Here is a 13,807-nt window from a genome sequence, read left to right as displayed (position 1 = left end):
CGTGTTAAAACGATTGTTAATACTATTTTTTACTGCCTGTTCGAGTGGTGTCTTCGCACTCGATCTTGAGTTAACCCAGGGGATTAACTCGGCCTTACCTATTGCTATTAATTCCTTTGGCTATGACAGTGCCGGCTCTGAATTGACCACGATCATTAACCATGATTTGCAGTTGTCCGGCCAGTTTAAAATCATTCCAACACCGCCGGGTTTGCCTGACGGTGCACAAGGGGTGAGCATTCTTCGCGGCGCCGGTGCTGACAGCGTATTGACCGGACGTGTCAGCAAACTGGGTTTTAACCGCTATGATGTCAGTTTTGATTTGATTGACGCGGTAGCCAATGGGCGTCTGTTAACCAAAAGTTTTCAGGTAGGCAGCAACGACATCCGGGCTTTGGCACACCATATCAGCGATTTGGTCTATGAAAAATTGACCGGTGAGCGCGGTGTGTTCTCTACCCGCATTGCTTATGTGCTAGTGCAACGCAACAGTGGGCGTCCCCGTTATTCTCTGGAGGTGGCGGATGCCGATGGATTTAATCCCCAGAGCCTGCTGGTTTCCCCTGAGCCCATTATGTCGCCCTCCTGGTCGCCGGATGGACGGCAAATTGCCTATGTGTCGTTTGAAAAGAAAAAGGCGCAGATCTTCATTGTTTCTGTTGAAACGGGTAAGCGGCGTCTGGTGACTGATTTCACCGGTATTAACGGGGCGCCTGCCTGGTCCCCTGACGGCAATCAGTTGGCGGTTGTGCTTTCAAAAAGCGGCAGCGCTAAAATTTACACGGTCGACTTGTCCTCAGGCCGTTTAAAACAGCTGACCTTTGGCGATGCCATTGATACCGAACCGCGTTTTGCTCCGGATGGACGCAGCCTGCTGTTTACTTCGGGACGCGGCGGCTCGCCTCAGGTTTATCGCCTGTCACTTGCCGACGGCAGTGTGTCGCGCGTCACGTATGACGGCAGCTACAATGCGCGTGCTTCCTACACTCCCGATCAACGGCACATTGTCATGCTGCATAAAGAACAGGACAGCCGTTTTAATATCGGCGTTCAGGACGAAAACGGCCGTGTCACGCAGGTGACTTTCGCCACCCTGGATGAATCCCCCTCCATTTCTCCCAATGGACGGCTGATTCTCTACGCCACGCGCCACAATGACAAGGGGGTATTAGGTATCGTTTCTCTCGATGGCCGGATTCACATGCGCTTACCAGCACGTGAAGGCGATGTGCAGGAGCCAGCCTGGTCACCGTTTTTAGGTTAATCAAAACCATCAGAAGGGAGTTGCAGTGAAAAAAGGAGTTGTTCGTTTCGTTGCCATGGCTGCATTGATGGCCGCCGGCACAGTTTACAGTTGGAATGCGACCGGACACCGTCTGGTCGCTCAAATTGCTTACCATCACCTGAAAAAGGAAGCCCGTTCCCAGTATGTCCGTTACAATCATGGACTGGACAGCGTGTTTAAATCGCAATCGCTGGTGAATGCTGCACCCTGGATGGATGGGCTGCGTTACATGAATGATCTGTGGCTGCAACCCATGCATTACATTGATATTCCTTATTCAGTCGATGGCACTGAACTGATTCAACCCGATGAGATTAATGCAGTTTACGCCATTGAAAAGGCGAAAAGGGTACTTAAAGATCCCAAAGCCAGCTTTTTTAACAAAGGCTTTAGTTTAAGGATTCTTTTGCATGTGGTGGGTGACATTCATCAACCCTTGCACGCCATCAGCCAATTCAGCGTTCAGCACCCGCAGGGGGATATGGGAGGCAATCTGGTGATTCTGGGTGAAAATTCCGTGGGTCCTAACCTGCATTCGTATTGGGATAACGGCGGTGGCTTTCTTAAAACAGCCAAATTAAACAGTAAACAGCTTAATGCCAAGGCGTGGAAAATTGAACAACGTTGGCCATGTCATGTCAATGAAATGACCCTTGACGCCAAAGCCTGGAGTCAGGAGTCGTATCAATTGGCGATTACCAAAGCCTATCAAATCAAAAGCGGCGACAAGCCTGGCAATGAATACCAGCAACTGGTTAGAGAAACGGCTGAACAGCGTATTGCCCTTGCCGGTTGTCGTCTGGCGGCGTTGCTTAACAGCTTGGCTTAAATGTTAATCAGGCTATCGAAGTAAGCCTGCGGCTCGGGCTTACTTCTACTGTGCAATCGACAATTTACAATGCCATCACTTCCCCGTCTTTAAATACCAGAAAAGCCTTGCCATGCTTGGTGGTTATTTGCTCGTCAGGAAAAGCGGCCTGAATGACAGCAGGATCAATGTTGCGGCCCAACCATTCAATGCTGCTGATGGTGGCCTGCTCAAAATCGCCGTATTTACTGCCAAAATGCAGGGTAAATGCCCGGGTATAATCGGCTGGTAAGCGTTCATTAATCCGTTGGATGGTTTGCGCCAGAGGATAATCACGGGAATTAAGATGGACAACGGTATCGGCAGTTTCAGCCTCTTCATTGGGAATAAAAACGGCCACACTTTCCTGCTGCAAGGCCATTGCCATTTGTTGTGACAGGGAAAGCACCGCCTCATCGGTCAGCGCTTGATAAGGCGATGTTGTAAAAATTTTACCATTGTCGGCGGTTAGATGCCCGTCGCCTGCCATTTGATACATGCCGATGCCGTCCTCGCATTGGCTCTGTTCCAGGTGATGGGCTTGCATGATGTCGATGATGGTGTTTTTCAATTGGCTCTGCGCTTCGCTCAGTAACCGTTGATAGGCTTGCTCCGGTTGGATTATGCCCGTGTTATTAGAAGCAAAAAATGAAACGGATGACCACGCAGCTGCTGAAATCACTTTGCAAAGGAAAGAAAATCCGAGGAAAAAACGCATTGATTTAGTCATGATAGTACTCGTTGTTAAGCTTGCAGCAGTGTAACCATGCCTGCAGTTTGCGCAAGAATGCACATTTTTGTAATATAGTTACAGAAAATATACCGATACTTGCTAATGAAACCCAGTCGACGACAAAACAATTGCCATTATGGTTGTGCTGTGGAGGCAGCACTTGATGTCATTGGCAATAAATGGAAAGGGGTAATTCTCTTTCATCTGCTTTCGGGCACTAAACGATTTAATGAGCTCAGGCGTTTGATACCAGCATTACGCAACGCATGCTAACCCTGCAATTGCGAGAACTGGAAAAAGACGACGTGATTCATCGCGAAGTTTATGCTCAAGTCCCACCCAAAGTTGAATATTCGCTAACGAAATACGGAGCCCAATTGGAGCCTCTATTGCTTGCTTTACAGGACTGGGGCCGCCGTTACATGGCGGGGAGGACAGAGTTTACTCAAAAAGCAACGCCATAGAGAGGTGGTTTTCATACCGCCCATCAATGCGAACGGCGTTTTTATGAATACCTTCGATGACAAAACCAACGTGCTGATAAAGGGCGATGGCGGCTTTGTTGTGTTCCCGCACGGTGAGCTCAATGCGTGTTAATCCTTTTTCACGTGCTCGTCTCAGGGCTTCGGTCAGCAGAGCCTTACCCACCCCCATGCCACGATACCCTTTTCGAACCCCAATGCCCAGAGACCCACTATGAGCAAAGACAGGGCGATCAAGTGCTGAAATGTCACACCAGCCGATGACTTCATTTTCATGCACAGCAATCAGGTGCGGCCAGTTACCCTCCTTGTTTTGTTTGACAAAATCGCGGGTCATTTCACGGGGTGGGCCTTTAAGAAAAGCCAGGTAGTGCTGCTCGCGCGCCACGCTATCGAGAGCAGACCAGTAACTGTCAATGTATTCGTCCTCAATAGGGGTAATGATAAACTTCAACATAACGATTAATTCAATAGTTCCAACAGGGCGGTGATAAAATAATAGAGTAAAATAAAAACAAACAAGGTGATAGAGACAAGAGGCAGTAATAGCGTAAAAACGCGAATCATTGTCGCGGTGAAGGCATTGCTGCTTTGATTGGCTGAACCCCAGAATGCTTTTAATAACCAGATGTAAAATCCCACAGCATACACCATTAAAGGCAACAGCGAGAGGTTTTCGAGTGTTAATCCGCCTGTGAACAGGGCTGTGAGTATAAGAACATAAAAGACAATATAGGCCAGACCACTTTCCAGGAGGTAATCCCCTCCTTGCCTTAAGAAAATTTGCCCAAACGTTAACTGGCCATTCCAGCCTTTTTTCAGATAATTAATCATGTCTATTCCGTCTAGGGGTCTTTGTTATAACTATAGACCTGGGCAGCAAAAGATACGAAGCAGTCCCCGCTAGGCCATACGGGTCAAAAATTCCTGCAGATGCGGCCTGCTGGTTTCATTGATCAAATAATCTTTTAATTTCAACAAGGCCTGATCGTAATCCTGTTGACTTAAAACACCGCGCAGGAGCTCAAAACGAAGAAAAACACAATAAGTATTAAGGACATCGGTTTCACAGTAGTCACGTATGGCTTTTAAATTGCCGGCTAAATACTCGTCAAAAACCCGTGCTCCGCTCATACCCATTTTCCCTGGGAAATTCAACAGGGAAGCTATCTCATCCAATGGCGCAAAGGCTTTGTTCTGATAGGCTGCCAGAATATCCATTAAATCAATGTGTCGATAATGAAAGCGGTTTAGATAATTATTCCAGCGAAACTGCTGCTGATTATCACCCGTTTCCCAATAGGTTGGGGCACTGACGCCATGCAGCAGGGCGCGGTAATGAAGCACCGGCAAGTCAAAGCCACAGCCATTCCAGCTGACCAGGGTAGGGGAGTATTTATCAACGCCTGAAAAAAAACGGGAGATGAGTTCTTTTTCATCCGAGTGTTCATCACCTAAAGACCAGGTTTTGATTTGATTTCCCTGACTGATGACTAAGGAAATGGCAATGATTTTTTGCAGATAATGGGGTAAAAAATCATGCCCCACCTTGGCACGCCGTAAAGCAAACATGGCTTTTGCAGTGTCTTCGTCCGAAAGACCCTGCAAATCGTACAGTTTGCGGCCGGCTTCAAGATCGGGAATGGTTTCAATATCAAACACCAGAATACTCATGCGCTAACCTACGGTAATTAACGAAATAATGGGAAATGTTGAGGGGTTGCCATGCTAGTATTCTTGAACAAGCAGGAAATTGCAACTGGTTCAGTCAGTGAATTGACGCCTGAATGGCAACCATTCGAAAAAGGAAATTTAACGATAAATATTTAAATTGTTCTGTCTTTTTGTTACTAATAGCCGTTTAATTGACCTCAATAGCCAGAACAATGAAATTAAAGCTGTTTACCCTCTCTTTGGTGTTGGTTTTAGCCGGATGCGCAACCCGTCAGCCTTCGGATGTGAATAACGTTTGCAATATTTTTAAACAATACCCCGGTTGGTATCGTGCAAGCAAAGACGTTGAGCGGCGCTGGCGGGTTCCGGTGCCGGTGCAAATGGCCATTATTCATCAGGAGTCCAAATTCGATGCCAAAGCCACGCCGCCCCGCCGTAAATTGTTATGGGTAATTCCATGGAAGCGTCCCTCCAGCGCTTATGGCTACACCCAGGCTCTGCGTTCAACCTGGGCTTTGTACAAAAAGTCACAGGACGGCGGTAATTTCTGGGCATCCAGAGACAGTTTCACCGATGGGGTGGATTTCATTGGATGGTATGCGAATCAGGCCAATCGCCGCGCCCATATTCCGCGTTATGATGCTTACAATCTGTACCTGGCTTACCATGAAGGGGTAGGCGGATACCAGCGTAAAACCTACCTTAAAAAGCCCTGGTTGATTCAGGTGGCTCGAAAGGTGAAAACCCGAGCCCAGATTTATCAGGCGCAATTGAGTCGTTGTTCGGTTCCTGCGTCGCACTTTTGGTCTAAATAATGACCAGAACTAATGACTTTGTTGCCATCTCAGGGTAGGATAGAAGGTTAATTCGATTAGGAGTTAATGAATGCGTTTAATGCTGCTGGGCGGTCCGGGTGCTGGGAAAGGCACACAGGCCCTTAAATTAATCAATTACTTCGACATCCCTCAAATATCGACCGGGGACATGTTGCGTTCTGCTATTGCGGCAGGGACTGAACTGGGTAAAAATGCCAAAGCAATCATGGACGCTGGCAAGCTGGTTTCAGATGAGATCATCATTGCGCTTGTGAAGGAGCGCTTACAACAAAGTGATTGCCGTAAAGGATTTCTGTTTGACGGGTTTCCCCGTACTATCCCTCAGGCTGATGCGTTGAAAACGGCCGGTGTCAAACTGGATCACGTCATTGAAATCGCGGTGCCCGATAGCGAAATCATTAATCGAATCAGTGGCAGGCGGGTTCATGTGGCCTCAGGCCGGGTTTATCATGTGACCTTCAATCCCCCTGTTAAAGAAGGGCTCGATGATGCAACCGGTGAACCATTAATCCAGCGTGCGGATGATTCCGAAACCACGATTCAAAAGCGTCTCGATGTATACCACCAGCAGACCGAACCCCTGATTGACTATTACCAGAGTTGGGCCAATACACAGGATCCCCTGGCACCACGATTCCATCGGGTTAGCGGGCTTGGAAGTGTTGATACTATTTTTAGCAACATTCTTTCTGCCATCAATGCCAAGGTACTGTCATGCTGAAAGACATCGTCAGTGGCGAACAACTGGAAACTTTGGTGACTTCTGACGACATCGTCTTCATTGATTTTTGGGCCGAGTGGTGTGTCCCCTGTAAAGAATTTGGCAAAGTCTATGCCCGGGTCGCTGAACAGTACCCGGCCATTCAATTCACCCAGATCAATGTAGAATCCGCTCCAGCGCTGGCGGAAGCATTTCAGATTCGTTCCATTCCTCATCTGATTGTTTTTAAGCAGGGCATTATCATTTATTCAGAGTCAGGAAACATGCCTGAATCCGCTTTAAGAGAATTGGCTGAACAGGCATTAACGGTCGATATGACCGAAATTCGTGCAAAAATGGACGAAGAACGGCAGTCAAAGTAGGTTATTTCTGCTTGAGCCGAGAAAGGGTCGCGGCATCAATGCCTTCCACTTCATAAATTTTGACGGGATCGTCAAAACCTTTTACCTGGACACTGGAGTGATTTTTAATGATCAGGTCATTTCCAGCAGCCTGAAGCGTGTGTTCGGAAATCAGGATTTGACCGCCCAAGGTCAGCGACTGGATGCGGGATGATAAATTGACGGCACAACCAATGGCGGTGTATTGCTGCCGCTTGTCTGAACCAATGTTACCGATAACTGCTATCCCGGTATTGATACCGATTCCCATCGCCAGTTCAGGCAAATGATTCTTGCGGGTGTATTCGTTAACGTCTTTCAGTGCCTCCTGCATTTCAATGGCACAGGCTGCGGCAGACAAGGCATGGTTTTCCATGGCCTGCGGCGCACCAAAAATCACCATGATGGCATCACCGATAAAGGCATTGATGGTCCCTTGGTATTTTTCAATGACGGAGGCCATGCGGCAGAAATAATGATTGAGCAAATCCACCAGCGTTTCAGGCGGTAACGTTCGTGAGATCGAGGTAAAATCCCGCAAATCACTGAAAAGAACACTGAGTTGCCGCTTTTCACCCCCCAGTTGCAGTGGCCTGGGTGAAGCCAGCAATTGTTTAACCACTTCATCAGACATGTAGGAGTTGAACATTTTCAACAGCAGCTCATTGCGCAGTTCAAGCTTATTTTTAGCCTCGTTTAAAGCTGCATTGGTTTCACGCAATGATTTTCTTAATCGAGTGACCGTTAGCAGGGCCAACTCATCTTCTGCCTGCCGTGCTAATTCACAAAGCAGCTTCAATTCGCCCTCTTTCAATTGTCGAGGCAACTTGTCAGCAACGCACAGCGAACCAACCTTCAATCCTGCCGCATTGCTTAAGGGCACACCGGCATAAAAACGAATGGGGTTGTCCTCGCCAAACACCGCGTATTTATCGGCAAAGCGGGAATCCATCAGGATATCAGGAATAACCAGCGGTTCATTTTGCTGGATGGTATAATGGCAAATGGATTCATTGCGTGCGGACTGATTAATGAAAATGCCGCAGCGCGCTTTAAACCATTGGCGATGAGCATCAATTAAGGCGATATAGCCAATAGGCACTCCCAAAAATCCTACGGCCAGATTGACAATGCGATCGAACCGTTCTTCTGGCGGCGTATCCAGAATCTGTAATTCATATAAGGCAGCAAGCCGTTCCTCTTCCAGTTCAACGGGATTTATCATAGGTCTTCTCGGATGCAGGAATCCTCATTACAGGACGCGTTGTTTCGCATTATCAAACCCTATCATTATTATATATAGACATATTTCTTAAGCCTGGCGAGAGGAGTAAGACAATAATCGTCAGAAAAAGCTTGACTCTGACGTTGCGTCATACCCCAACCTTGGTCGCAAGGAGGACAAACGATGAAACATTGGCATGCCAAAGCATTCAGTAAACTGGCGAACGTCTCGGTGCGTACACTGCACCACTATGACAGGCTAGGACTGTTAAAACCCAGTTTACGGCAGAGTAATAATTATCGTGTGTACTCCGAGAAGGATTTACTCACGCTGCAGCAGATTATTGCGCTTAAATTTTTTGGTTTTGAACTGGCCCAAATCAAGCCGCTACTGACCAGAGAGGGCACTGTTTTTGAAAGCCTGAGCATGCAGGCAGAGCTTTTACAAAAAAAAGCACAGGCCCTGCTGGAAGCCAAGGCGATTATAACGCGCATTACTTCGAGTTGCAGCGATAAGGAATCCATTCCATGGCAACAAATAATAGAACTTATTGAGGTATTTCATATGACACAACAACTCGAAGACGCCTGGGTTAATGACATTTTCACGGCGGAGGAGTTACGGCAATACGCTGAATTTGAAGCAAAAATGAAAGCAGGGTCGACGCCGGAGCAACGCGCTGCATTTGAGCAAGGTTGGTTTAATCTGGTTGACGAAGTGAAAAGCTACCTTCATCACAGCCCTGATTCAGCGGTTGGCATTGCACTTGGCAAGAAGTGGATGGATTGGGTGAATAACCTCTACGGTAAGCAATATGCTCATCTGCGCACCAAAAAATTTGAAAAAGGGTTTGGCGAAGGCAAGGGGCTTTTAGAGCATGGTTTAACCCCTGAGCTCATTGCCTGGATGGAGAAAGCAGTGGATGCCTACTGGCGTCAGCGCCTTCATCAGGTTTTATCCCAGGCAGGCCAGGCGCCTTCATCCCAGGTGTTGCGGCTCTGGAATGAATTAATGGAGGAAATGTATGGTAATGAGGAGAAACGAAAGGCCGACATCCCTGCATTAGCATTGCAGGAGCAGGGCTTGAGTCACGAAGCAAAAGCCTGGCTTAAAAAAACGTTTAATCAATAAGCACCTGCGGATTACGGTTTCAGCAAGCCGTAATCCGGCGTACTGAAGAAAATCAAGATTCGGCGTGAATGACCTTTTCTTGCAGGTATTGCCGCAACGCCTCCCTTTCCCGGGCCGAAAATTGCAAGCCCAGCTTGCTGCGCCGCCATAAAATGTCATCGCAGGTCTCCGCCCATTCCTTGTCAACCAGATAGTCTACTTCCGCCTGATAAAGTCCATGGCCAAAATGGTCGCCTAAATCGGCGGTTTTGTTTAACGTTCCAAGAATCAATTCGGTACGCGTGCCATAGGTGCTTAAAAGTCGCTCACGAAGGCTTTCTTCAAGCCAGTGGTATTTTTCTCTGGCATGGGCCACGTACGTTTTATAGTCCCAATCGCCGCTTTGGCCTCCCGGCAGGACGGTTTTATTCGACAGAGTGGGGGGAAGGGATGGGAAAATGGCTCTTAATTTATCCACGGTTTCGCTGGCCAGTTGTCGATAAGTGGTTATTTTGCCACCATAAATAGCCACCGCAGGCGCGGGATGGGTGGAATAATGATAGGCATAATCACGACTCAACGACTGAGGTTTTTCTTCGTCCGATGACAACAAGGGTCGAACACCGCTCCAGGTCGTTATAATGTCTTCTTTTTTAACCGACGGCCGGAAGTACAATCGAGTCAGGTCAAGCAGGTAATTGATTTCTTCGGGTGAAATGCTGAAATGGTCCAGATTATTTTTAAAGACAATGTCTGTCGTGCCAATCATGGTATTGCCGTGATAGGGGATAACAAACACGATGCGTTTGTCCTTGTTTTGCAAAAGGTAAGCGTGATTGCCTTCATAAAGCTTGTGCACGACCAAATGACTCCCTTTAACCAGCGACATTTTATACTGGTTGGGGATGTTTAAACGTTGATTGACCTGTTCAACCCAGGGGCCCGTGGCATTGATGACCGCCCGGGCTTTAAAAACCACCTCGCGGTGGCTTTGCAGTTTTACATGAAGGCGCCATGACTCGTTTTCAACCGCGGCCTTAATCAATTCAGTGCGGGGCAGCACCATGGCGCCATGTTCGCGGGCCAGTAAGGCATTGCTGATGGTTAGACGCGCATCATCCGTGGCACAGTCGTAGAAAACAAAGCCTTTGTGGTATTCCATGGTCAAGGGTGAAAAATAAGGCGCATTGATGGCTTGGGAACGACGGATTAAACGGCTTCGCGGCAGCCGGTTTTTTCGGCTTAAGTGATCATAGAGAAACAACCCGGTACGCAATAGCCAGGTTGGGCGCATGCTTTGTTCATAGGGTAAGACAAAGGGCAGTGGGAAAACCAGATGGGGTGCGATTTTAAGCAGGGTTTGTCGTTCATCAAGGGCTTTTTTGACAAGCGAAAAATCATACTGCTCAAGGTAACGCAGTCCGCCGTGAATCAATTTGCTGCTGCTCGAAGACGTTTTGGAAGCTAAATCATCCTTTTCAATCAAAAGCACCGACAGACCCCGCAGAGCGGCATCGGCTGCAATGCCGCAGCCGTTAATGCCGCCGCCAATAATGGCCACATCAAAAAACTCATCCATGTTCAGGTCTCCGCAAAAAGCGTATAAAATCTCTTTCTAATTATCACGATAGGGAAGCAGAAAGCAATGAATTATATTCTGGCCATTGATCAAGGAACGAGCAGTACACGTGCCATGCTTTATAATGATCGACTGGAACTGGTTGCAACCAGCCAATACACCATTACCCAGTACTATCCAGAGCCGGGATGGGTTGAACACGATCCAGAAGAAATCTGGCAAAAAACGTTAACTGCCCTTCGTGATGTGGCAGGGCAGGCCGAGGGCGGAAGAATTATTGCCTGCGGCATCACCAACCAGCGCGAAACCACGTTGCTTTGGGATAAAGAAACCGGAAAATGCCTGTCTCGCGCCATCGTTTGGCAGGACAGAAGAACCCAGGCTTTCTGTGAATCCTTGTCCGAGTACCAGGGGATGATTCGCGAAAAAACCGGTTTGTTGGTGGATGCGTATTTTTCTGCAACCAAGTTACATTGGCTGCTGCAGCACACGAACGACGTGGACACTCTGCTGGCAGAGGAGCGTTTGGCCTTTGGCACCATTGATTCCTTTTTAATCTGGCGGCTGACCAAAGGCAAATCGCATGTCACCGACATCACCAATGCTTCTCGCACCATGCTTTTTAATATTCATGACAAACAATGGGATGCGGCGCTGCTTAAACTGTTTGCCATTCCCGATGCGTTGCTGCCGGAGGTGAAGGCCTGCGATGCCTATTACGGGGACATCGATACGTCCTACCTGGGTTTTTCGGTCCCGATTCATGGTGTAGCTGGTGATCAACAGGCCGCATTGATTGGTCAACGCTGTTTCACTGAAGGCATGACCAAGGCCACGTTCGGCACAGGGGGCTTTTTATTAATGAACACAGGCGAACAGGCCGTCCTGTCTCATCATCATCTGCTGACGACCATTGCCTATACAATCCAGGGTCAGACCATGTACGGACTCGAAGGCAGCATTTATCAGGCAGGTACCACGGTCAAATGGTTACGTGATGAGATGAAACTGCTGATCAATGCGGCTGAAACTGAAGAGTTGGCAAAAAGCCTGCCCGGTAATGAGGGTGTTTATTTAGTCTCTGCGTTTAACGGCATGGGTGCTCCTTATTGGCTCTCGACGCCTGGTGCTGCCATTTTTGGCTTGTCCCGAAACACCACGCGAGCCCATTTTGCCCGAGCCGCGCTTGAAGGGGTGTGCTATCAGACCCGGGAAGTGCTGACCTGCATGGAAGAAGACAGTGGCCTCAATATTTCGCCTTTACGAGTGGATGGGGGCATGACAGTCAATCAATGGTTTCTACAATTTTTAGCTTCACAATGCCAGACGACGGTGCAACGTCCCCATGATATCGAAACCACAGCCCAAGGTGCGGCATTGCTGGCCGCCTTAGGGGTTGGTCAGATTGGATCGCTGTCCATGCTTGAGACCAATTGGCATGCTGAGCTTGAATTTTCACCTGGCAGTGAACGTGAGACAGTCGAGCGTGATTTTCAGGGGTGGCTGCATGCCATGCGGATGATAAGGACCGTGTGAAAAGAGATTTAACTGTATAGACACCCGCAAGCGCCGCCTGACTGCTATCCCCCGCGCTGGCGGGGGAACCAGGCTCTGACCATCGGATGCGGAATGTCTTTAGATTAAAGGGCTGACCCTTAGGGGACTTGCCGTAGCTTTTCGCCGGTGTAAAGCTGGCGGGGTCGGCCAATTTTTGATTTGCTGGCAACCATTTCCATCCAATGCGACATCCAGCCGACGGTTCTTGCCAGGGCGAAGATTACCGTGTACATGTTGGTTGGAATGCCAATGGCGCTTAACGTGATGCCGGAATAGAAATCCACGTTCGGGTAGAGTTTCTTTTCGACAAAGTAGTCGTCTTCCAGGGCAATGCGCTCAAGTTCCATAGCCAGTTTGAAGATGGGTGCATCATGGGCGCCAACGGCTTCAAGGACCTTATGGCAGGTTTCCCGCATGACTTTGGCACGTGGATCGTAGCTTCGGTAAACACGATGACCAAATCCCATAAGACGGAAAGGATCGTCTTTGTCTTTGGCGCGTTTAATGTAATGGTTGATGTTTTTAATATCACCGATTTCTTTGAGCATGTTGAGGCACGCTTCATTGGCGCCACCATGCGCAGGACCCCACAGCGCGCCGATACCGGCGGAAATGCAGGCAAAGGGGTTGGCTCCGGTTGAACCGGCCAGGCGGACGGTGGACGTGGAGGCATTTTGCTCATGATCGGCATGCAGGATAAAAATTTTGTCCATGGCATCCACGATCGTGGGATCCGGCACATACTCCTCGGATGGCACGCCAAACATCATGTGCAGGAAGTTTTCAGCATACGACATTTTGTTTTGCGGGTACATGTAGGGTTGTCCCACGGAATACTTGTAACTCATCGCTGCAAGGGTAGGCATCTTGGCAATCAGACGAATGGCTGAAATGTAACGGTCATGCTGATTGGTTAAATCCATGGATTCATGGTAAAAAGCGGACAAGGCACCGACGATGCCGACCATGATCGCCATGGGATGGGCATCACGGCGGAACCCGTCTAAGAACCGGTACATCTGCTGATGAACCATGGTGTGATTATTAATGAGGCTGACAAAGCTCTTTTTTTCGTCTGCTGTAGGCAATTCACCGTTCATCAACAAATAGCTGACATCCAGGAAGTCTTTTTTCTCAGCCAGTTGTTCAATGGGATAGCCGCGGTACAGCAAGACACCTTCGTCGCCGTCAATGTAAGTAATTTTTGACTCGCAGGATGCTGTAGAAACAAAGCCAGGGTCATAGGTAAACGCTCCCACTGATCCCAATTTCTGAATATCGATTACATCCTTCCCCAGAGTTGGTGTGTAGACCGGTAACTCAACGGGAGCATGTCCGTCAAGAATCAGTTGTGCGGTTTTTGTTGTCATTATGTCTC

At 48.4% G+C, this 13,807-nt stretch carries 14 protein-coding genes and 1 pseudogene; 8 read left to right on the top strand and 7 right to left on the bottom strand.

What is annotated here, in order from left to right; genetic code table 11:
* The first annotated feature begins 1 nt into the window (after position 1).
* On the top strand, positions 2–1,264 hold the full coding sequence (gene tolB, locus GH742_RS08715) for a Tol-Pal system beta propeller repeat protein TolB (protein ID WP_203454478.1): 1,263 nt from the start codon (positions 2–4) through the stop codon (positions 1,262–1,264).
* Positions 1,265–1,289: 25 nt separating this feature from the next.
* Positions 1,290–2,114, top strand: a complete 825-nt coding sequence (locus tag GH742_RS08710) for a S1/P1 nuclease (protein WP_203454477.1) — start codon at positions 1,290–1,292, stop codon at positions 2,112–2,114.
* Between the two features lie 64 nt (positions 2,115–2,178).
* Here the strand turns inward: GH742_RS08710 and GH742_RS08705 are convergent, their stop codons facing one another.
* Positions 2,179–2,862 carry a hypothetical protein gene (locus GH742_RS08705; protein ID WP_203454476.1) on the bottom strand — a complete coding sequence of 228 codons (684 nt, stop codon included), beginning with the start codon at positions 2,860–2,862 and terminating at the stop codon, positions 2,179–2,181.
* A 105-nt stretch (positions 2,863–2,967) separates the two neighbouring features.
* On the opposite strand from GH742_RS08705, the pseudogene GH742_RS08700 reads away from it, so the two are divergent.
* A pseudogene (locus tag GH742_RS08700) lies at positions 2,968–3,329 on the top strand (winged helix-turn-helix transcriptional regulator).
* On the opposite strand, the gene GH742_RS08695 reads toward GH742_RS08700, so the two are convergent.
* From GH742_RS08695 to GH742_RS08685, 3 genes are all read right to left on the bottom strand, one after another.
* Positions 3,307–3,804: a GNAT family N-acetyltransferase gene (locus GH742_RS08695; protein WP_239005189.1), complete on the bottom strand. Its 498-nt coding sequence runs from the start codon at positions 3,802–3,804 to the stop codon at positions 3,307–3,309. The pseudogene GH742_RS08700 and the gene GH742_RS08695 overlap by 23 nt on opposite strands.
* Before the next feature lie 5 nt (positions 3,805–3,809).
* Positions 3,810–4,181 (bottom strand): hypothetical protein, encoded by a 372-nt coding sequence (locus GH742_RS08690; RefSeq protein WP_203454475.1) that lies wholly within the window; start codon positions 4,179–4,181, stop codon positions 3,810–3,812.
* 69 nt (positions 4,182–4,250) lie between these two features.
* Positions 4,251–5,021: a 3'-5' exonuclease gene (locus GH742_RS08685; protein ID WP_203454473.1), complete on the bottom strand. Its 771-nt coding sequence runs from the start codon at positions 5,019–5,021 to the stop codon at positions 4,251–4,253.
* A gap of 212 nt (positions 5,022–5,233) precedes the next feature.
* On the opposite strand from GH742_RS08685, the gene GH742_RS08680 reads away from it, so the two are divergent.
* From GH742_RS08680 to GH742_RS08670, 3 genes are all read left to right on the top strand, one after another.
* Positions 5,234–5,836: a transglycosylase SLT domain-containing protein gene (locus tag GH742_RS08680; RefSeq protein ID WP_203454471.1), complete on the top strand. Its 603-nt coding sequence runs from the start codon at positions 5,234–5,236 to the stop codon at positions 5,834–5,836.
* Positions 5,837–5,906: 70 nt separating this feature from the next.
* Positions 5,907–6,578 (top strand): adenylate kinase, encoded by a 672-nt coding sequence (gene adk, locus GH742_RS08675; RefSeq protein WP_203454469.1) that lies wholly within the window; start codon positions 5,907–5,909, stop codon positions 6,576–6,578.
* Complete coding sequence (locus GH742_RS08670; RefSeq protein ID WP_203454468.1) at positions 6,572–6,940, top strand: co-chaperone YbbN; 369 nt, start codon at positions 6,572–6,574, stop codon at positions 6,938–6,940. The genes adk and GH742_RS08670 overlap by 7 nt, the downstream gene beginning before the upstream one ends.
* Before the next feature lies 1 nt (position 6,941).
* On the opposite strand, the gene GH742_RS08665 is transcribed toward GH742_RS08670, so the two are convergent.
* Positions 6,942–8,183: an adenylate/guanylate cyclase domain-containing protein gene (locus tag GH742_RS08665; RefSeq protein WP_203454467.1), complete on the bottom strand. Its 1,242-nt coding sequence runs from the start codon at positions 8,181–8,183 to the stop codon at positions 6,942–6,944.
* 183 nt (positions 8,184–8,366) lie between these two features.
* On the opposite strand from GH742_RS08665, the gene GH742_RS08660 reads away from it, so the two are divergent.
* Positions 8,367–9,314 carry a MerR family transcriptional regulator gene (locus tag GH742_RS08660; protein WP_203454454.1) on the top strand — a complete coding sequence of 316 codons (948 nt, stop codon included), beginning with the start codon at positions 8,367–8,369 and terminating at the stop codon, positions 9,312–9,314.
* A 52-nt stretch (positions 9,315–9,366) separates the two neighbouring features.
* On the opposite strand, the gene glpD is transcribed toward GH742_RS08660, so the two are convergent.
* A complete protein-coding gene (gene glpD / locus GH742_RS08655) occupies positions 9,367–10,872 on the bottom strand; it encodes a glycerol-3-phosphate dehydrogenase (protein ID WP_203454453.1) in 1,506 nt (501 codons plus the stop codon).
* Positions 10,873–10,938: 66 nt separating this feature from the next.
* Between glpD and glpK the strand changes: the two genes are divergently transcribed.
* A complete protein-coding gene (gene glpK, locus GH742_RS08650) occupies positions 10,939–12,408 on the top strand; it encodes a glycerol kinase GlpK (RefSeq protein ID WP_203454452.1) in 1,470 nt (489 codons plus the stop codon).
* Positions 12,409–12,527: 119 nt separating this feature from the next.
* Here the strand turns inward: glpK and gltA are convergent, their stop codons facing one another.
* On the bottom strand, positions 12,528–13,799 hold the full coding sequence (gene gltA / locus GH742_RS08645) for a citrate synthase (protein WP_203454451.1): 1,272 nt from the start codon (positions 13,797–13,799) through the stop codon (positions 12,528–12,530).
* Positions 13,800–13,807 lie beyond the last annotated feature (8 nt).

The organism is Legionella sp. MW5194 (assembly GCF_016864235.1).
Classification (GTDB): domain Bacteria; phylum Pseudomonadota; class Gammaproteobacteria; order Legionellales; family Legionellaceae; genus Legionella_C.
The sequence above is the reverse complement of the archived record's forward strand: the minus strand, read 5'-3'. Positions and strand labels throughout refer to the sequence as shown.